Annotated in this window: 16 protein-coding genes; 8 read left to right on the top strand and 8 right to left on the bottom strand. The window is 41.0% G+C overall.

What is annotated here, in order from left to right; genetic code table 11:
- The first annotated feature begins 13 nt into the window (after window positions 1-13).
- The gene (locus NYE65_RS17125; protein WP_048689825.1) at window positions 14-799 is read left to right on the top strand and encodes an SDR family oxidoreductase; all 786 of its coding nucleotides are present in this window, start codon (window positions 14-16) and stop codon (window positions 797-799) included.
- 78 nt (window positions 800-877) lie between these two features.
- On the opposite strand, the gene NYE65_RS17130 is transcribed toward NYE65_RS17125, so the two are convergent.
- The gene (locus tag NYE65_RS17130; RefSeq protein WP_340861319.1) at window positions 878-1,423 is read right to left on the bottom strand and encodes an NADPH-dependent FMN reductase; all 546 of its coding nucleotides are present in this window, start codon (window positions 1,421-1,423) and stop codon (window positions 878-880) included.
- A gap of 107 nt (window positions 1,424-1,530) precedes the next feature.
- Complete coding sequence (locus NYE65_RS17135) at window positions 1,531-2,496, bottom strand: bile acid:sodium symporter family protein (protein ID WP_340862141.1); 966 nt, start codon at window positions 2,494-2,496, stop codon at window positions 1,531-1,533.
- A 322-nt stretch (window positions 2,497-2,818) separates the two neighbouring features.
- On the opposite strand from NYE65_RS17135, the gene NYE65_RS17140 reads away from it, so the two are divergent.
- The 4 genes from NYE65_RS17140 to cobT all read left to right on the top strand — a co-directional run bounded on the left by NYE65_RS17140 (window position 2,819) and on the right by cobT (window position 6,029).
- Entirely contained in the window at window positions 2,819-3,235 is a 417-nt protein-coding gene (locus NYE65_RS17140) for an RrF2 family transcriptional regulator (protein WP_340861320.1), read from the top strand.
- A gap of 114 nt (window positions 3,236-3,349) precedes the next feature.
- The gene (locus tag NYE65_RS17145; RefSeq protein ID WP_057275637.1) at window positions 3,350-4,057 is read left to right on the top strand and encodes a nitroreductase family protein; all 708 of its coding nucleotides are present in this window, start codon (window positions 3,350-3,352) and stop codon (window positions 4,055-4,057) included.
- Window positions 4,058-4,318: 261 nt separating this feature from the next.
- Window positions 4,319-4,855 carry a signal peptidase I gene (gene lepB / locus NYE65_RS17150; RefSeq protein ID WP_034315582.1) on the top strand — a complete coding sequence of 179 codons (537 nt, stop codon included), beginning with the start codon at window positions 4,319-4,321 and terminating at the stop codon, window positions 4,853-4,855.
- 127 nt (window positions 4,856-4,982) lie between these two features.
- The gene (cobT, locus tag NYE65_RS17155; RefSeq protein ID WP_098864976.1) at window positions 4,983-6,029 is read left to right on the top strand and encodes a nicotinate-nucleotide--dimethylbenzimidazole phosphoribosyltransferase; all 1,047 of its coding nucleotides are present in this window, start codon (window positions 4,983-4,985) and stop codon (window positions 6,027-6,029) included.
- A gap of 84 nt (window positions 6,030-6,113) precedes the next feature.
- Here cobT and NYE65_RS17160 read toward each other — a convergent pair whose 3' ends face one another.
- The gene (locus tag NYE65_RS17160; protein ID WP_340861321.1) at window positions 6,114-7,517 is read right to left on the bottom strand and encodes a sigma-54 interaction domain-containing protein; all 1,404 of its coding nucleotides are present in this window, start codon (window positions 7,515-7,517) and stop codon (window positions 6,114-6,116) included.
- A 265-nt stretch (window positions 7,518-7,782) separates the two neighbouring features.
- Here NYE65_RS17160 and NYE65_RS17165 point away from each other — a divergent pair, with 265 nt between their 5' ends.
- Window positions 7,783-9,456 carry an alpha-keto acid decarboxylase family protein gene (locus NYE65_RS17165; RefSeq protein WP_340861322.1) on the top strand — a complete coding sequence of 558 codons (1,674 nt, stop codon included), beginning with the start codon at window positions 7,783-7,785 and terminating at the stop codon, window positions 9,454-9,456.
- 1,647 nt (window positions 9,457-11,103) lie between these two features.
- On the opposite strand, the gene NYE65_RS17170 is transcribed toward NYE65_RS17165, so the two are convergent.
- The 5 genes from NYE65_RS17170 to NYE65_RS17190 form a co-directional block, all read right to left on the bottom strand.
- Window positions 11,104-12,276 carry a C40 family peptidase gene (locus NYE65_RS17170; RefSeq protein WP_340861323.1) on the bottom strand — a complete coding sequence of 391 codons (1,173 nt, stop codon included), beginning with the start codon at window positions 12,274-12,276 and terminating at the stop codon, window positions 11,104-11,106.
- A 286-nt stretch (window positions 12,277-12,562) separates the two neighbouring features.
- Entirely contained in the window at window positions 12,563-13,399 is an 837-nt protein-coding gene (locus NYE65_RS17175) for a TIGR03943 family putative permease subunit (protein ID WP_340861324.1), read from the bottom strand.
- 14 nt (window positions 13,400-13,413) lie between these two features.
- A complete protein-coding gene (locus NYE65_RS17180; protein ID WP_222620109.1) occupies window positions 13,414-14,295 on the bottom strand; it encodes a permease in 882 nt (293 codons plus the stop codon).
- Between the two features lie 356 nt (window positions 14,296-14,651).
- A complete protein-coding gene (locus NYE65_RS17185; RefSeq protein ID WP_340861325.1) occupies window positions 14,652-15,275 on the bottom strand; it encodes a DNA-3-methyladenine glycosylase in 624 nt (207 codons plus the stop codon).
- 114 nt (window positions 15,276-15,389) lie between these two features.
- Window positions 15,390-16,955 carry an MDR family MFS transporter gene (locus tag NYE65_RS17190; RefSeq protein ID WP_063591984.1) on the bottom strand — a complete coding sequence of 522 codons (1,566 nt, stop codon included), beginning with the start codon at window positions 16,953-16,955 and terminating at the stop codon, window positions 15,390-15,392.
- Between the two features lie 285 nt (window positions 16,956-17,240).
- On the opposite strand from NYE65_RS17190, the gene proC reads away from it, so the two are divergent.
- Complete coding sequence (gene proC, locus NYE65_RS17195; RefSeq protein ID WP_328176180.1) at window positions 17,241-18,047, top strand: pyrroline-5-carboxylate reductase; 807 nt, start codon at window positions 17,241-17,243, stop codon at window positions 18,045-18,047.
- Between the two features lie 82 nt (window positions 18,048-18,129).
- On the top strand, window positions 18,130-19,497 hold the full coding sequence (locus NYE65_RS17200) for an FAD-binding oxidoreductase (protein WP_340861326.1): 1,368 nt from the start codon (window positions 18,130-18,132) through the stop codon (window positions 19,495-19,497).
- Window positions 19,498-19,576 lie beyond the last annotated feature (79 nt).

Genomic DNA, 19,576 nt, shown 5'->3' on the forward strand with positions numbered 1-19,576 from the left:
GGAGGGTGATTACATGTATACAGATTTAGAAGGTAAGGTCGTGGTCATAACCGGATCATCCACTGGTTTAGGAAAAGCGATGGCCATTCGCTTTGCTAAGGAAAAGGCAAAGGTCGTGGTTAATTATCGCACTAAATCAGAGGAAGCGGATAGTGTAATGGAAGAAATCAAAACAAATGGCGGGGAAGCCATTGCAGTAAAAGGCGATGTCACCGTTGAAGAAGATGTTATTAACCTTGTTCAATCAGCGATAAAGAATTTCGGGAAACTCGATATATTCATCAATAATGCAGGGATTGAAAATCCGGTTCCATCTCACGAGATGCCGTTAAGCGACTGGAATAGGGTAATCGATACTAACTTAACGGGGAATTTCTTAGGCTGCCGCGAAGCTATCAAGTATTTTGTCGAGAACGATATTAAAGGGAATGTAATTAACATGTCCAGTGTACATGAGATGATTCCCTGGCCTTTATTCGTTCACTATGCAGCTAGCAAGGGCGGGGTGAAGCTGCTTACGGAAACCCTGGCTCTTGAATATGCACCAAAAGGGATCCGCGTGAACAGCATTGGTCCCGGAGCCATCGCCACGCCAATAAATGCCGACAAGCTTGAAGATCCCGAAAAGAAAAAGGACCTTGAAAGCATGATTCCGATGGGGTATATCGGAAAGCCTGAAGAAATTGCCGCGGTTGCTGCATGGCTGGCATCTTCTGAGTCCAGCTATGTAACGGGCATCACTCTATTCGCTGACGGAGGAATGACAAAATACCCTTCATTCCAAGCGGGTAGAGGATGAGTTTTGATTAATTCCTCTTATATGCTTTACACAAGAATCCCAGCAGGATCAGGCCTGCTGGGATTCTTGTGTAAAGCATTAACGAGTATGATGATTATACCAGCTAATGAAATTATCGACGACCGTATCGATAAACTGGACAGTCGGCTCATGTATAAGGCTGCCTTCGTTATCGATTTTGTCATGCACTGCACCAACATATACTTCATTCCCAGGAAGGAGTGGGGAGGAGATGCCTATTGCGAATAAGATTTCACGCAAATGCAATTGAGCTTTTACCGTCCCTAATTGCCCCATTGACGCACCCATGATCCATGATGGTTTGCCGATCAAGACTTTATCGACACGTGATAACCAATCAATTGCATTGCCCAATACTCCTGGAATCGTCCCGTTGTATTCAGGTGTTACCCACAAGACTGCATCTGCTTCGGCCACTTTGCTTTTAAATTCTTTTACAACCAATGGAGGATCATTTTCAATATCTTGATCATAAAAAGGTAAATCCCGAATGTTCAAGATTTCGAGATCAAAACGATCTTTATATTTAGTTTGAATATATTTGGCTAGCTTAAGGTTGTATGACTCTTTACGGATACTTCCCACTATGGCAACAACTTTCATCTCCAATACCTCCAATGATTTTATAATGGATAATCATGTAAATGTGTTCCACTTACCTATTATAATTGGAATGTAATTGAAAGGGAAAAAGGATGCTTGGGAAATAATCATTCGGCGGATGGCCCTTCAATCACACCACGATGAAAATGTCTTTCCATGACATACCCAAAAAAGGAGGCAAGCATTTGTTGAAACAGCATGCCAAGTACAACGGGTACCGCAACGGCAGCAGGGAAATAAGTGGTTGCAAGAACGGCTCCAGCACTGATGTTTCGCATACCGCCTGTAAATGTCAAGGTGAAGATATCCGCCTTTTCCCATCTTAAACATGCACCGACCATCCAAGAAAGGGCATAACCTGAAGCGGCTATGAACAAAACCAAAAAGGCCATGATCATTATTTTCTTATCGAAATGGGTTAAGAAAGGCGCTATTTTTGAACTGTTCAATATGACTACGATTCCAACGCTTATCTTGGAGAATGGAGCTAATCGGGGAGATAGTGAATATTGTATCTTTCCTTTTGTAGCCTGATTCAAGAACATGGCAAGCATGGAGGGCAGAACGACCATTCCGATTAATCCTTTCACTATCGACCCCAAATCCATTTCGATCGAACCGCCTCCGAAAAAGGAAATGCTGTAAGGGACGATGAATGGCGAGAGTAGGGTGTCGATTAAGATGATGGTTAGGGCAAGTATGGCATTACCCTTATAAATGGATACCCAGATCATACTGGTGACACCGGTTGGAATCACTACAGCGAGGACTAGGCCGGTAATTGTGAAAGCATCACCATGAAACACTAAATGACCGAGGACAAAAGCCCAAATTGGCATAAGCATATGAAGGATGATCAATACGATGAAAACGGGTAAAGGGTGGGTGACTGCCTGTTGCAGAGATTTAAAGTTAGAGCCTAAACTCCCGGAAAATGTAATGAAGGCAAATACCCATGGAACAAGAAAGGTGTAATCCATTAGATGTTCGGACAATAATACCCCAATAATCACGCTTATCGGCGTGATAAAAGGCATGACTTTATCGAGTTGTTCATTTATTGTTTTCAGCATCATTTATCCACTTCCTCATCCATTCTATTAAGTAAGTTTACCATATTCCAAAACATATAATTTGTAAGACAAGAATTTTGTCAATTTATTTTTGGAGATGGTGAAATGCATTTAATGTAAGACTATATAAAATAGGCCAAGTGGGATGCTAATATATCCATTCTTTTTGTGTTCTCCATTACTTTCGCTGCTATGAAACAAAAAGGGCTGCAAGCTTTCCCTGATGGATGGTTTTATAAGGAGGTTTTTAGGCAGGATTGTTCGATGTAACGTTGTATATTCAATGAAAAATAGTTTAAAGTAGAGGAGAGAGGTGAAAGAAATGGCAGAAAAGGTTTCCAGTATAATTTGGTTTAGTCTTGCAGTACAAGCCCTGCTTGTTCTTGCTGATCATGATGGATTATGCAATAGTAATAAATTGGCCGTTAAGCTTGATTCGGAGTCAGGTTTTCTTAGAAAAATATTAAGTAATTTAGTGAAGGCAGGGCTGATTCAAGCGAAGGAAGGAAGAGATGGGGGATATTCACTTGCCAAAAAACCCGAACAAATCATTCTTGCAGATATATACTCTGCAATTAAATCCGAACCTTTTTCAAAAGGCTTTCTTGATGTGAATGCTAAAAAATGCTTTCAACCATCTTCCCGCGAAGCTTTATGCGGCTTGAAAAACGAGATGGAGAGCTGGATTATACAAGGCTTGGAACAAAAGACGATTGCTGATTTACTTTCAAAATCCTGATGTGAAAAACGAAACTGCCAGGGTTTCGTTTTTCTTAAACTGTATTTGACAAAAGAACAGTATGCGTTATATACTGTTCCTGTAATAATTACAGTTAAATGGAGGTCATTATCAATGACAAAAAATATAATGAGTAAAGAAGAGTACCTGAATAAAGCTAAAGAATTGAATGTACCGCTTGAAAAGCCGAAAGTCCTTAATGATACGGATTTCATTACGGTAGCAAAAGAACGGAGATCTGTTCGCCAGTACGATGCTGAATACGTGATGACTGAAGAGGAAATTCGTGAAATCCTGGAGATTGCGATTCAAGCGCCGTCTTCTTCCAACTTACAGCCATGGAGATTCCTTGTGATTCAAGATAAGCAAACCCAACAAGAATTGCTACCCATCGCAAATAACCAACAACAAATCGTCGATGCATCTGCTGTCATTGCCGTTTTAGCTGATATAGAAGGTTACAAAAATGCAGAACGGATTTATGGTGAATTAGTCAATAAAGGGATCATGAAGAATGAAATCAAAGAGCCATATGTAGCCTCTATTCTGCATAATTACGGCAACTTTTCCGCTGAGAAGGCTTTAAGCGTAGCCATGATTGACGGTGGCTTGGTTTCCATGCAGATCATGTTGGCTGCAAAAGCAAAAGGATACGATACAGTCCCAATGGGAGGGTTCGATGAAGCCAAATTTGTGGATGCGTTCAATGTACCGGAAAACTTCAAACCTGTCATGTTGATTTCCCTTGGAAAAGGAACTAAAGCAGGCTTTGAAAAAGTCCGTTTGCCACTCGATACTATATTGACTTGGAATAAATTCTGAGGAACAAACTAAGAAAAAGGATAGCTAAAATCGCTATCCTTTTTCTCATGGTTTGAGATTGACTCTGAAAAATCATTTATTCTCGCGAGCAATAAATGAATGTGTTACAATTTTTCCAGATATTTCTTTGGAATGTCTCCTCTAAAAATCACCGACCGGCAAATTAGCTAATGAATTCTTTTTGGCGCTGCTAGCCAAAATACAGCAATTATCGTAGGTTTAGCCGTTGACAATGGATGGGAGGGAATCCGTGTGAAGAATATGAAAAGTGAAGTGTTCTCGTGGTTGAAAGCTATCTTATTCGCTTTAATGATCGTGTTCATTTGCCAACAGTTTTTATTTACGCCAGTCACGGTAAAAGGTGAGTCAATGGAGCCGACTTATGAAAATGATGACCGGATCGTGGTAGCTAAAATCGGAAAGCCGGAGCGTTTCGATATGGTCGTATTTTATGCTCCGGACGCGGAAGAGAATTATATAAAAAGGGTGATCGGTTTACCAGGGGACAGCGTCGAAATGAAAGATGATGTCTTATATATCAATGGGAAAAAGTATACAGAACCATATTTGAATACAAAAAAAGGAGAAATTCCACCTGAAGAGAACCTGACGGAGAATTTCACCCTAAGTGATTTACTCGGGAAATCCAAGGTACCTGTCGGTCATTTATTTGTCATGGGGGATAATCGAAGGAATAGTTGGGATGGAAGAAGATTTGGTTTTATTTCTGAAAAATCACTTGTGGGCAAAGTGAAATTTCGCATCTACCCTTTAAATGAAATGGGAGTGCCGAAGTGAAACGACCACAGTGAATTCAATGAAAGCCTGGATGATAATATATGGACTAAGTTGTATTTATAGCAGATGATGGATAAGAACCTTTTCCTATGGTTAAGGTTTTTATTTTGGATTGTGGGGGATTAATATGAAGAATGGTTTATCTGCCATTTCCATCCCGATGCTGGATGAAGAAATGGGACGTCAGGTTAAAGGACATGTCGATTCGCTGACGGTTCCTCAGGGAAGCTTAGGACGGCTGGAAGAATGGATAATTGAACTGGCCAAGATGACAGGGGAGGCATTTCCGGACATTTCGAAACCGGGGGTGATCGTGTTTGCAGCCGACCATGGAATTACGGAAGAAGGGATTTCCGCGTATCCAAAAGAAGTGACGGAACAAATGGCACTTAATTTCCTGAATGACGGTGCAGCTATCAATGTATTAAGCCGTGCGATAGATGCTTACTTGGACATTGTCGATATAGGGATCGATGCAGATATCGAAGCACCGGGGTTAACTTCCAGAAAAGTCCGTAATGGAACTAGAAACTTTTATAAGGAAGAGGCTATGACAAAGGAAGAAGTAAATCAAGCGCTTGACATTGGGTATGACCGTGCAGAGAAAATGATTGCCCGTGGGGTGAACTGCCTGATTCTTGGTGAAATGGGAATCGGAAATACGACATCCAGTACCGCCATCATCTCCATAATAAGCGGGAAAAGCGTCGAATCACTAGTGGGGCAGGGAACAGGATTGAAGTCAGAAGGCATTTTACATAAGCGAAGAATAATTGAAGAAGCGATTTCATTAAGAAATCCTAATCCTGATGATCCAATCAACATTTTGATGAATATCGGTGGATTCGAAATTGCAGGTATGGCAGGGGCCATGCTTGCTGCAGCGAATAACCGTATACCCATTCTTGTTGATGGTTTCATTACAACAACGGCTGCTGTTTTGGCAAACCTGATTTCCGGACGTGCAGCCGATTATATGTTTGTTGGACATCGATCTGCAGAACCTGGTCATAGAGCGGCCATAGAACTGCTTGGCAAGGAACCGATCCTCGACCTGGGAATGAGAATCGGGGAAGGAACAGGGGCTGCCCTGTCATACCCCATTCTCAAGGCGGCGACATTGGTCATTAAAGAAATGGCAACATTTGAATCTGCGGGCGTGTCAAATAAGTAAGAAAAAGGAGACCTCGATACGCTGGTCTCCTTTTTATACGGTAAAAAAGGGGATACTGCATTGAAACATTCTTCTTTTCCGCTGTTATTTAATGGGCAGATGATCTTTATATTTCTTCATTTTTCTGACGACGGAAGGCTGGCTGATACCTAAGAATTTAGCCATTTCATATGTGGACTTGCATTGTTTACTCGCTTTCATCAACATCCATTTTTCGACTTGTTCGAGGGCAGTATTGAGATCACTATCATCAACCATCATATTGTCGATCATTAGGGTATCATCTATTTTCTCCAAAGATTCTTGTCCATGGAAATGGGAGGGGAGAAAGCCTGGGAAAATGATGGAGTCTTCCGAGGTCAAAATGAGCCGTTCAATCAGGTTCTCCAATTCACGCACGTTTCCTGACCATTTATGCTGAATCAGTATTTCGTAAGTGGAAGGGTGCAATTTCTTATCCGCCTTGTATTTCTTATTGATGATTTCGAGATTATGATTGATTAAGATGGCAATGTCTTCTTTTCTTTCGCGTAACGGCGGTATTTGGATGGGAATCACATTTAAGCGATAATACAAATCGAGCCTGAATGTTCCCTTCTCCACCATTTCCTCAAGGTTTTGATTGGTTGCCGTCACAAGCCGGAAATCAATTTTATGCTCTTTTTTTCCTCCCACTCTTTTAAAGGTCTTCTCTTGCAGGACATTTAATAGCTTCACTTGCATATCGAGGGGAAGCTCCCCGATTTCATCCAGAAATAAGGTTCCGTTATCTGCTTGTTCGATCAGCCCTTGCTTCCCCTGCTTCTGCGCTCCGGTGAAGGATCCTGCTTCATATCCAAACATTTCGGATTCAAAGAGACTTTCTGGGATGGTACTGCAGTTGACTTCGATGAATGGCTCTTTGCTGCGGTAACTCTGATTGTGCAGCCGGCGGGCGAATACGCTCTTTCCCACACCGGATTCCCCAAGAAGCATGACTGTAGCATCCGTTTTGGAAACACGGTGTATCGTTTTGGCGATTTGCCGCATTTCCTTGCTGCGATAGATCAACTCCTCCTGTTCCCTTAGTTCCTCGACCTCCGATTGGTATTCTTGAATCTTTTTCTCCAATTGACCGTACTGATCCTGGAGGTTCCTGATTTCAGTTTGATCTTGGGCATAACTGACGACACGAATCAATTCACCATCATCATCAAAGATGGGATAGGCAGTCGACATGACGATTTTTCCCGTCTTCGTTTGCTGCATGATCTGGATAGGCGTTTTCTCTTTCAATACCATGGCGGAAATCGAAGGTGAAAGGATTCCTTCCGTTTCGAGCTGGTAAACGGACTTTCCAAGGTAATGTTCTGGTTCGATTCCATATATCCACCAATGGTTAGGATTCGTGAATAAAATGAATCCTTTTTCATCGGTCACGGTAATATTATTATTGGATGTGTTGATAATGCATTCCAAAACTCTTTTGACGTTGTTATCACTCATCATTTTCCCCCTTATCACTGTGCCGGTGATTCAAATATAAATCAAAAACAGAAGCGAAATCAAGAATTTTCAGATATTTTGATTTGGAATTGAATCATTTTTTATAAGAATCATGCCTGGGATAGTCTCACTCACTTCATTCATCAAAGCTAAAACTAGAGTAATAGAGACGCCACCCACATTAAAGCAAATGGATACTTATACGGTTAACCTACTTATGTTTGGGTATAAATAAAGTAGAGAGTAATCGATTGAAGGAGTGATTGACTTGGCTGAAAACACAACCTTGGGACAATATTTATACGACTGTTTAAAAGCAGAAGGCATTACAGAGATTTTTGGTGTGCCTGGAGACTATAATTTCTCATTGCTAGATACTTTGGAAGATTACGATGGGATTGAGTTTATTAATGGACGAAATGAACTCAATGCTGGATACGCAGCGGACGCATATTCCCGGGTGAAGGGCATGTCGGCACTGATAACCACCTTTGGTGTCGGTGAAATGAGCGCATGTAATGCAATCGCTGGAGCGTACAGTGAAAATGTGCCGCTCATCCATATTGTCGGCTCGCCAAAGACCATGATGCAGCAGGAAAAGGAGCTTGCCCACCATACGTTAATGGATGGAGATTTTGATGTTTTCCGTAAGGTTTATGAGCATATTACCGGTTATACAACAATACTTACACCAGAAAACGCAGCTAGGGAGATACCGGCTGCAATCAAAATCGCGAAAGAAAAGAAAAAGCCCGTTTATTTGGTAGTGGCTATCGATCTCGTTGAAAAACCATTGCTTTCTCTCGGTAAGACATCAGAAAACATGACAAAAACGAATGTCGATGCTTTGCAGTCAGCAGTGAAGCATATAAAAGGCATGTTAGAACATGTAAATAAAGCCGTTCTGCTTGTCGACGTGAAAACACTTCGTTATAACTTGCAGAAACCCGTACTGCAGCTCGCTGAGAGGTTAAATGTTCCAGTTGCTTCATTGATGCAGGGGAAAAGCGGGTTTGATGAGAGTCATCCCCAGTATATTGGTGTATACGGCGGAGCTTTCGGAAGTAAGGATGTAACTGAGACTGTTGAAGACGCGGATTTGATCATAGCCGTTGGTACTGTTTGGTCAGACGTCAATACTTCCAAAGGTACAGCAAAGCTTAACCCGTTGAAAATGGTGGAAATTCAACCTGACACATTAAAAGTGGGGGAAGCCAGCTATATGAATGTCAAGGCGGAGGAAATACTAAAAGCGCTCCAGGACATTGGCTACCGTCAGAACGAATCTGTCGGAAACATCTCGTTTCCGTTTGACACAATGGTGGAAGACCCATCTGCACCACTGAAAGCGACATCCTATTATCCTCGAATTCAGCAAATGTTGAAGGAAAATGACATTGTGGTCACGGAAACAGGAACATTCTCTTATGGCATGTCACAGGTCAGATTGCCGAAAGGGGCGACCTACATAGCCCAGGGAGGCTGGCAAAGCATTGGTTATGCGACGCCTGCAGCTTTCGGTGCTTGTATAGCGGATAGAAACCGGCGTGTCCTTTTGTTTACCGGGGACGGCTCGATACAGCTGACAGCACAGGAAATAAGCTCGATGCTGGAGAACGGCTGTAAGCCCATCGTGTTTATCCTCAACAATAACGGCTATACGATAGAAAAATTCTTAAACGTAAAAGTCGATATAGAAAAACAGAAATACAACGAGATACCAGAGTGGAATTATACAAAACTGGCTGAAGCATTTGGTCAAGAGGCATTCACCGCAAGAGTCGAGACGAATGGTGAACTGGATGAAGCCATTACAAATGCCCAAGATATGAACGCCGATAAACTTTGCCTTATAGAACTGGTCGTGAAAGATCAGATGGATGCACCGGATTATTTGAAAAAAATAAGGCAGTACCTTGAAGAGCAAGAGAAACTAAAGTAATTCCATGTCGAAATGCAATCACCCCTGATTAAACACTAGAATATACTTTAGTGTTTTGTTTACGAAACCTCACTAGATTGAAAAATTATGAAATACTCCTGCCGAGTAACTGGCTAGCCGAGACACACAGGCGTTTGCTTTGAGGTGGCTTGGCAGAAAGCCGGCGGAAAGGGAACGGATTTCTAGAATCGACTGAAATCAAATTTAAGAAAAAAACGTAGGCTAGGCTCATCCTGAACCAAGTTTAAGACGAGTTGATCCTTGAGTTTTTTTACATTAATCCTTAAAGGATGGAAGAAATTTGCGACACTCCTGCCGAATAACTGGCTAGCCGAGACGCCACAGGCGTTTGCTTTGAGGTGGATTGGCAGAAAGCCGGCGGAAAAGGGAGCGGATTTCTGGAATCGACTGGAATCAAATTTAAGAAAAAACCGTAGGCTAGGCTCATCCCGAACCAAGTTTAAGACGAGTTGATCCTTGAGTTTTTTTTACATTAATCCTTAAAGGATGGAAGAAATTTGCGATACTCCTGCCGAGTAACTGGCTAGTCGAGACCCCGGAGTACGTCGAGGAGGCTTGGCAGACAGTCGGCGGAAAGGGAGCGGATTCCTGGAATCGACTGGAACGTTTTTGAAAGAAAAAAGCTCAGGCAAACTTACTCTTCTTATTAGTATACTTTCTGAAAAGGTCTTCTGTGATGAAGGCCTTTTTTTGTTGGAAATGTAGATAATGTACTTACTTATATCTGCACGGCCCGATCAAGGACAAGAATGCAAGTTGAAAAAGTGAACAGGATATACCCAGAATGACAATACCAATATTGGTAACGGTCATTTCAAAATTGAAACCAAGAATTTTTAAACTAAGAGTATTATGGAAATATAATGAAGTAATAGATAAATATTACTCCTTAGCAGAAAAAACCATTCTTTTTCCGGCTAGCAATTTCTGTAGAGAAGGAGGTCCAAAAAATGCGTAAAAATGTAAAAATGTATCATTAACGCGGTTAATAGAGTCTAATAAAGAAAATCTCAACAATAATCAGATGTTCATAGATCTTATAGAAGAAAAAGTCCATAGAAAGCAGGTTGAAATGCGGAAAAGACAAATAACCTTTCATGGAAAAAGAAGGATGAAATAGGCCAACGAAAGGAATTATCAAGCTTTGAAGGAGTCCGTATCAGTAATCAACTGAATTATGCGATTGTGGAAATGCAAGGTTAATGCGCCAGGTATGAGGAAAGAGAGGATAAAAAAGGTTAGCTTAACTTTATATATTATTCTACCTATTGATAAAGAGTAAGTATTGGTAATATAAAATATTTTTAACGGGTGTGTCTATCATTGCTACGAGTATCTATTATAAATTTGGGTTTACTAGTGAAGGTTTAGTTTATTTTGTATACCTTGCAATACATTAATGTGTTTTGAGTATTTTTAATCGTAAAATCAATTATAAAAAAAGACTTAATACTTTAACGAATTATATGCATATTTTAATGCGAGAGTTAGGATGGCTTCAAAAAGAAGGGGGATAAGCCATAACACCAGTTGGCGGCTAGTTAACATTATCAAAAGCAAAAAAGCGTGTATGATCATTTATTGAAACACGCTTTTTTGCTTTTTATCGTTTACTGCCACCATCATTTAGTTTAGGACTCGGACTGCCTTCACAAAGCTTGGTCCCCAGTAGGAATTGTTAATGTTAGCGTAGGATACACCTTTAGATGTCGAAGCATTCAGCATTTGACCGTTACCGGCATAAATTCCTACATGATTGATTACTCCATCATTATTGGTATCGAAAAATACTAAATCCCCTTTTTGCAGGGCCTTTGAGGATACAGCTTTACCAACGTGTGATTGGGCCACTGAATTTCGAGGCAAGGAAATACCTGCACTTTGGAATGCTCTTAATGTGAATGAAGAGCAATCAAATACATCAGTGCGTGAAGTGCTCGCACCGTAAACATACTTGGCTCCCAAGTATTTAGCGCCAGCTGCCAAAACTTGATCTGCCTTGTTGGATTTGGACGGTTTATTAATTGCAGATGCCGAGGCCTTCCCTGAAACCCGGATGGTTTGGCCGATTCGAATACGATCTGAATTGGAAATATTAGGGTTCATTTTAAGTAAGGCACTAAGGGAAAGGTTATATCTTTTAGCGATTGTTGATAAGGAATCCCCTAATTTAACGACATAAACGCCTGTTGTATTTTTACCTTTATCCGGATTGCTGGTAAGGGCATTGACCTTCAAGACCTGACCTGGAAAAATGAGAGTGCTAGTCAAATGATTCATAGACATTAATTGTTGGACAGTCATATTATTGACTCTGGCAATTTTGCCCAGTGTATCCCCGGATTTGACTTTATATGTAGCATTTGAACTATTTTTAGCCGAAGGGCTGGATCCGGACGTTTGTCCGGAAACCCGGATGGTTTGGCCAATATATATCCGGTCCGAACTAGAAATATTAGGGTTTAATTTAAGCAGGGCACTAACGGATACATTATATTTATTGGCAATTTTAGATAAAGAATCCCCAAGTTTAACCACATATTTTTCGGTTTTATCTTTACTTTTATCTGTATGGTTGTTAAGGGTATTAAATTTCAAGACTTGGCCGGGAAAAATAAGGTTACTAGTCAAATGGTTTTGAGATTTTAAGTGCTGGACAGTTGTATTATTGGCTTTAGAGATTTTATCTAGGGTGTCCCCTGATTTAACTTGATAAGAACCAGCATAAGCAGAAGTGCCGGCGATTAGGGTACCTATAATGGTCCCCGCAAGAATGAAAGAGTTTTTAGAATTGTTCATTTAGGAAAGTTCCTCCTGATGTGGTAAAAAAATATCTAGCATTTATATTATAAAGGTATGGAATATAAAAAACATGACCCATATAAATAAAATTCAACTTTTTCGTCATTTTTCGGGTAATCTTGCTACAGGGAAATGGGCATTTATGGGATTTAGGTGGAGTGTAAGAGGGCCATACTGTAATTTCGCATAAATGGATAAAAAGAGATTTCATAAAAATGGAGGAGTTTAGGTGATTAAAAGAAAGGTAAGGATGGTATATCCTTACCTTTCCATGATTCATTTTTTAATATTGTCTATAAACATAGGGATCATCCGGTTCAGCGATTTTACTATGTGATGATACTTTGAGCAGGGGAATGGTTTTCTTGAATGGCTGATAATAAATGGATTCCAATTCACCTGTCACGGAATACCACTCATCATTTTTAGGATGCATTCCTTCAGGAAATTCGATTAACATACCGAATACCCCAGAGTCCGCGACACAGTGAATGACCCCAAAACGAAACAGGAATACCTGGTTTTTGGCTAGCTCATCTGAATTGTACGAAAATCCGGTTAACGTTATTTGCTTGCCAGTGAACTTTCCAGGAGAGTAATAGATGGCTTCTAAATCGTTTAGATAGTTTTCATCTGTTAATTGGAGACTATCACGATCAACCAGGCCTTTGAGAGAGTTATCCATTAAAGTTAAATAGTCATCCTTGCCATAATAAAGACTCGTATCCGGCTGCAGGAATTGATGCTGGCTATATTCATCCGAGTCTTCATATACAGGGAAATGAAAACCTTTTTTTTCTACAATATTGGAGTCCATAGTGGCAACAGGCAAAAAGAGACCGTTTAAAATGGGAATGAAGTATAGGAAGAAAGTAAGGTACCTTTTCCATTTCTTATTTTCCCGGGAGTGATCATGTCCGCACTGACAATCAACACCTTCTTCTTGATTACCTTCCTTAAAATATAAGTAAGATCCCATTAAAGTGAATATTGCCAGTATATAGATAGCAATCTGTGAAACATATGAATATTCCATATTAATGTATTTCGATATATTCCCTGAGGCGTGCAAATGCATGAATAAAAAAGTAAGTCCAAGTAATATGAATAATCTTCCCATATAAAACACCCTCTTTAAGAAATAAACAATAAAGTTAGGCCTAAGACGGAAATAAATATATAGGCCATCAAACATAAAACGAATTTTGTTTTGAAGGTACCTAAAAGCATGATCGTATTTTTAATATCAAACATGGCCCCAAATACAAGAAAAGCAACTAGTGAAGAGGGAGAGAAGGTACTTCTAAAAGAACTTGCAACAAAGGCGTCCGCTTGGGAACACAAGGACATGACATAGGATAAAGCCATCATGACTGCATTCCCTGATAGTTTTCCTTGACCGATTTCAAGCAATAGGGATGTTTTCAAAAAGGTTTGAATGGCAGCTGCCAGCAATGCACCAATGATTAAGTATTTTCCAACAGAAAAGAACTCTTCAATCGAATGTTTGAACATCCCCGTTATTTTGTCATTAAATGTAAGTTTATGGTGATGTATATGTTCGATATGTTCCTGTTTAAGCTGATTTGTCTTAAATTGAAAAGACAGGATGAATGCAATGATCAGGACGACCGCGAATGCAATTCCGCCACGATAGAAAACCATGCTCCAGCTATTTCCAAACGCTATATAGGTGGAAAACAGGACGATCGGATTGAGAATGGGTGCAGAAAGCATAAAGGCAATGGCCGCTGAAAGAGGAACCCCTTTAGCGATCAAACGGCGGGTGATCGGGACGATCCCGCACTCGCAGGCAAGAAAAAAGACTCCTGCACCTATTGCGGATAGAACAGATAAGATTGGATTTTTCGGAATGATTTTTGCAATCATCTCTTCCGACACAAAAATTTGGATGATTCCAGATATAAGGACTCCCAGTAAAATGAAGGGAAGGGATTCAATTAGGATACTAATAAAAATTGTATTCATTTGCAAAAGGGCCTGAACGTTCATCATTAACCACCTTCCATATTGCTGACTTAACTATATTAGGTTCGTAATAGAAGGAAGTCAATTTATTATTACTGGGGAAATAGGCTGGAAGATGAATGGGTAAGGAAATTATGGGAATTGAATTATGAGATATTGAGGGGACTTGAATAATCTAATGTATAAGTTTGGCAGAAATTAAACTTCAATTAAAGTCTTGTTCCTTTTGAGGCTAGGGCTGTCATTAGCTATATTCATAATACTTTCATATACGATACTTGATATGGATTTCGGGATGCTTACCGACAAAGCAAAATCCCCTCTAAGTTGTGTAACATACACAGAATTACAATGTTCGCTTAGAGGGAATAACATCATGGAGACTATTTTGGTCCCCTTTTATTAATTAAGTTCTTACGGGATATAAATGGATTGTCGGTAACCCAGAAACGCCAAGGGTAATCCTTTGCTTCCCCGGAGTTGTCGATTCCGACGCGGGGACCGCTGGATATGTGGCCAGGCTTTTTTCCGGCAGCCAGATATAGCGGGGGATCGGTAAAGGATCGGCCATAATCATCCATGGTGATGCCTAGTGCCTTTGTTAGCTTCCCTGGTCCATCGGTCCATTTACGAATATCGGCAATTCCGCGTCTTTCATGCATTAACTCGAGCCCTGAATACGGTTCAATCGCACGAATTAAAATGGCTTCCGGATTTTCAGGTCCGCCGCTTACGACATTGACCAGTGTATGTGTGTGCATGACGTATGTATAGATCAAACCGGAATTTCCGAACATCACTTCCGTCCGTTTTGTCCGTCTATTTCTAAAACTATGTGCGGCCCTGTCCCCAGGTCCAATATAGGCCTCTGTTTCAACAATGAATCCAGAAGCGGTTCCATCCGCTGTTTCTTTTACGATCAGGCAGCCAAGAAGGGATTTCGCCAGTTCAAGCGTGGGCTGCTGATAAAAATCTGCAGGCAAAATTGAATCGTTTATCTTGTCCATAGTATCCCCCATTTAGTCTCATATAGGTAAAATTCCCTTATCAATGAAAAAGAAACATAGGATTGAAGGGATGAAAAAGGCCGGCTGATTATATCAGCCGGTCCAGAGCATATTTTAGCCTAATTCTTTTTCCGTTTCTTGATCTCTTTTGATTCGGCCCGAACCCACGGAAAGTGCCACTAATATCCCTGCGGAAACAAAAAAGATACCGGTGATGAAAACACTGGAGAATGCATCGATCCAAGCATTTTCTATCGTTTTTACAAGGACATTGCTGACTTCTGCGGGCATTTTAAGGTTTTCAGGATAAAGCATGATGTTGAATAACGTATCCGTTTTATCGGCTAATGCTTTCAGTGCCTCATGCAATATAGGGTCCTTTTGGCTTACGACCGCATCATCCATATTTTGCTGGAGATTGTGATTCATGACAGCATTCAAAATCGTGATGCCCATCGTTCCACCTATTGATCGGAAGAAGGTTGAAGCAGCTGTAACCGACCCTAGCTGCGATTTTGGAAATTCGTTTTGAACGGCAATCATCAATGTCGGCATGACAAGCCCCATACCTATCCCAAGGATGGCCATGAATGAGTACGCAGTGAATATAGTCGTACTGCCGTCCATCATACTCATTAGGAAAAAGCCAAGCGTCGCAAAGGCCATTCCAAAGGTAAGCACGGTACGAAAACGGAATTTCAAAAGTAACCGCCCGCCAATGATGCTGGAAAGAATCATACCAATCATCATCGGAGTCATGGTCGATCCCGCTTTTGTTGGTGAAACTCCCAAAACGCCTTGCATGAACAGCGGGACGAACATGATTGCCCCAAACATGCCAAGGCCAAGCAGGAATCCTAAAATATTCGTGGTGGAAAAAACTCTATTTTTAAAAAGGGATAAATCAAGGATCGGTTCGACCGCTCTTCTTTCAAAAATGATGAATAGGACAATGAAGACAATGGTGCTGCCGAAAATCAAGATAGATTCCAGTGATAACCATTCGAATTTATCACCACCGAAGGTCAAGCCAAGCAATAACAAGACAATACCAGGAATCAAAGTGAAGATTCCTAGATAATCGATATTCACTTTCTCAGTTTTCCTTATCGCTTCATGTTTCAATCCTACATAAATCAAAATGGCAGATAGTAAGCCCGTCGGTACATTGATCAAAAAGATCCAATGCCAGCTGATATGGTCAACGATCAGGCCGCCCAGAAAAGGGCCGATGACAGAACTTAATCCAAAAAGGGCTCCGAATACACCCTGCCATTTGGCTCTTTGTTCAGCAGAGAATATATCGCCGATGATTGTTTGGGATAAAGGCATGATCATTCCGCCGCCGATTCCCTGCAGACCTCTGTAGATGATCAATTGCTCCATCGAAGTGGCTGTGGCACATAAAAACGAACCGATCGTAAATATGATTGTGCCAAGCAGATAAAGGGAACGCCTGCCATATAAATCAGATAGCTTTCCAACAATGGGTACAACAGTCGTTGAGGCTATTAAATAGGCAGTCGTTACCCATGCAAAGATGGTGAAACCATTCAATTCCCCGATAATTGTCGGCATGGCCGTACCGACGATCGTCTGTTCCAATGAACTGAAAAACATTCCTATAATCAATCCTGTTAAGACAAGCTTGGTATTGACCGCTTTTTTTTCCATTTGCATAGCATTTCTCCATTTCTATAACTGTATTTCTTATTCGTTTGTGACTAATAGGTCAAAATTATAAATCTCTAATGACCAATTAGTCAACGTTTTTTTTGCAAAAGAATTCAATTACTTGACTATAGTGCGTAAAGGTGAATATACAAATTCATCCATATCACTTTAAGTAATTCGACCAGAAACCACCAAATCCTTCCTGTTTAATATCTCCAACGTGTTTCCATTTATCATATCCGATATAATAAAGTGGGAACATAGATGAACTTATGATTGGAAGTGTAAGATATGAATAAAAAAATCGGGTTTATTGGATGCGGAAAAATGGGTGAGGCAATGCTTGAGGGCATGCTGCATGCAGAGGTCATTTCACCTGAAGGAATAATGGTCAGTACTTCGAGTGCGGAGACCAAAACTAAAATCACCACGAAATATAACGTTAGAGGTACTTTGGATAATAAAGAGGTTGCCGGTTTTGCCGATTTTCTCTTTCTGGGGATCCAACCTGCCATGCATAAGCAAGTGCTTGAAGAAGTGAAGAATCATGTTAAAGAAGACACCGTTATCATTACTATGGCAGCAGGAATCACTGTATCTCTAGTTGAGAACAGCTTCGAAAAAAGAGTGAAGGTAGTCCGGACGATGCCAAACACTCCTTCGCTTGTCGGTGAAGGCATGACTGCCATGTGCATCAATGATGAAATTACCGATGCTGATATAGAGGATGTGACTGCACTGCTGAATAGTTTCGGTAAAACGGAAATCCTGCATGAAGATTTGATGGACGCAGTTCCGGCCATCAGCGGTTCGTCGCCTGCTTATGTTTATATGTTCATCGAGGCGCTGGCTGATGGAGGGGTCCGTGATGGCATTCCACGAAAACAAGCATACCGAATGGCAGCACAAGCTGTAATGGGAGCTGCTAAAATGGTACTGGAAACGGAAAGACATCCTGCTGCTTTAAAGGATGATGTCTGCACGCCGGGCGGATCAACGATTTCTGCGTTAGCGGCTTTAGAAGAGAATCAGCTAAGATCCAGCATTCTGCAAGCAATGAAGGCCTGCACGGATAAAACGAAAGGTTTCAGTAAATGAAGAAAGATGGATTGCCTATTAACGGGCAATCTCATTCGTGAACAATTTTCAGAATGTTCGGAGAAAAGAGGAGGCTGTAATAATGGAAGGTTATATAGAAGAATTAAGGAAGATACTTTCGGAAGAACAAGTAACGGTGAATGAAACTCTATTGGAACAGCACAGCCATGATGAATCATATCACACCCCGCATTTACCGGATATGGTCATATATCCAAGGGATACTGCAGAAGTAAGCGCAGTCATGGGTTATGCGAATGAGCATGAAATACCAGTCATTCCTTTTGGGTTAGGATCAAGTTTGGAGGGGCATGTCGTTCCAGTCAAAGGGGGTATTTCCCTGGATTTGTCCTTGATGAATCAAATATTGGAAATCAGGGAAAATGATTTCCTTGTTAAGGTCCAACCGGGTGTGACAAGGACGCAACTTAATAAAGAATTAAAAAAATACGGTTTGTTCTTTTCCGTCGATCCTGGCGCCGATGCTACATTGGGTGGGATGACAGCTACGAATGCAAGTGGGACGACCTCGGTCAAATATGGGATAATGCGCGATCAAGTCAGGGATTTGGAAGTGGTTTTAGCAAACGGTGAAGTGATTCATACCGGAAGCTTAGCGACAAAATCATCTTCAGGCATTCATTTGAATGGCTTGTTTGTCGGCTCTGAAGGTACGCTGGGTGTATTTACTGAACTGACATTGAAGGTATATGGAATCCCTGAAGTCACAATGGCCGGAAGAGCCTCATTTCCAACCGTCGAACAGGCAGTATCTGCGGTTAATGGGATCATGCTTGCTGGAATCCCGATTGCACGAATTGAATTGGTGGATGCCGAGTCCATAAAAAAAGTTAATCAATTCATGGACAAATCCTATGGTGTCCAACCAACTCTATTCCTCGAGTTTCATGGGAATTTTGCCGGACTGGAACAGGACGTCAAATTTGCCAAGGAAATCGTAAATGATTTTGGCTGTGGAGATATCCAGTTTGAAACCGATTCAAAAGCACGGAACGCCTTATGGGAAGCGCGCCATAACCTCGCGTACGCTTTCATTCATAGTGCACCCGGAAAAAAGCTGATGGTGACCGACGTAAGTGTGCCACTACATGAATTATCGAATGCCATACTGGATACAAGGAAGAAAGTCGAACAATCCAAAGTGGAGGGTGCGATTGTAGGACATGTAGGTGACGGAAATTATCACGTATTGTTCATGATTGATTTGAAAAATCCTGAAGAAGTTAAAGAAGCGAAGAGGTTAAATGAAGAAATCGTTGAATATGCATTAACAAAAGGCGGTACATGTACGGGTGAACATGGGGTAGGACTTGGAAAATCGAAGTATCAGCGAAGGGAGCACGGAGCTGCTTATGAAGTGATGAAAACGATCAAAAAGGCTTTGGATCCGAAAGGAATAATGAATCCAGGAAAGATTTTCATAGATTAAGAGGAATATACAATTTTGTATGATTAGTAAGAACATCAACCGGGGAAAGGGCAGACTTGATCAAGAAGTGGCATATCTT

It is taken from the genome of Peribacillus sp. FSL R5-0717 (genome assembly GCF_038002945.1).
Classification (GTDB): domain Bacteria; phylum Bacillota; class Bacilli; order Bacillales; family DSM-1321; genus Peribacillus; species Peribacillus frigoritolerans.

Coding starts and splice junctions, on each gene's coding strand:
- NYE65_RS17160 (WP_340861321.1), bottom strand. CDS start 7,517: ATGATGAGTGATAACAACGTCAAAAGAGTTTTGGAATGCATTATCAAC.
- NYE65_RS17190 (WP_063591984.1), bottom strand. CDS start 16,955: ATGCAAATGGAAAAAAAAGCGGTCAATACCAAGCTTGTCTTAACAGGA.
- NYE65_RS17125 (WP_048689825.1), top strand. CDS start 14: ATGTATACAGATTTAGAAGGTAAGGTCGTGGTCATAACCGGATCATCC.
- lepB (WP_034315582.1), top strand. CDS start 4,319: ATGAAAAGTGAAGTGTTCTCGTGGTTGAAAGCTATCTTATTCGCTTTA.
- NYE65_RS17140 (WP_340861320.1), top strand. CDS start 2,819: ATGGCAGAAAAGGTTTCCAGTATAATTTGGTTTAGTCTTGCAGTACAA.
- proC (WP_328176180.1), top strand. CDS start 17,241: ATGAATAAAAAAATCGGGTTTATTGGATGCGGAAAAATGGGTGAGGCA.
- NYE65_RS17175 (WP_340861324.1), bottom strand. CDS start 13,399: ATGGGAAGATTATTCATATTACTTGGACTTACTTTTTTATTCATGCAT.
- NYE65_RS17170 (WP_340861323.1), bottom strand. CDS start 12,276: ATGAACAATTCTAAAAACTCTTTCATTCTTGCGGGGACCATTATAGGT.
- NYE65_RS17130 (WP_340861319.1), bottom strand. CDS start 1,423: ATGAAAGTTGTTGCCATAGTGGGAAGTATCCGTAAAGAGTCATACAAC.
- NYE65_RS17200 (WP_340861326.1), top strand. CDS start 18,130: ATGGAAGGTTATATAGAAGAATTAAGGAAGATACTTTCGGAAGAACAA.
- NYE65_RS17180 (WP_222620109.1), bottom strand. CDS start 14,295: ATGATGAACGTTCAGGCCCTTTTGCAAATGAATACAATTTTTATTAGT.
- cobT (WP_098864976.1), top strand. CDS start 4,983: ATGAAGAATGGTTTATCTGCCATTTCCATCCCGATGCTGGATGAAGAA.
- NYE65_RS17185 (WP_340861325.1), bottom strand. CDS start 15,275: ATGGACAAGATAAACGATTCAATTTTGCCTGCAGATTTTTATCAGCAG.
- NYE65_RS17145 (WP_057275637.1), top strand. CDS start 3,350: ATGACAAAAAATATAATGAGTAAAGAAGAGTACCTGAATAAAGCTAAA.
- NYE65_RS17135 (WP_340862141.1), bottom strand. CDS start 2,496: ATGCTGAAAACAATAAATGAACAACTCGATAAAGTCATGCCTTTTATC.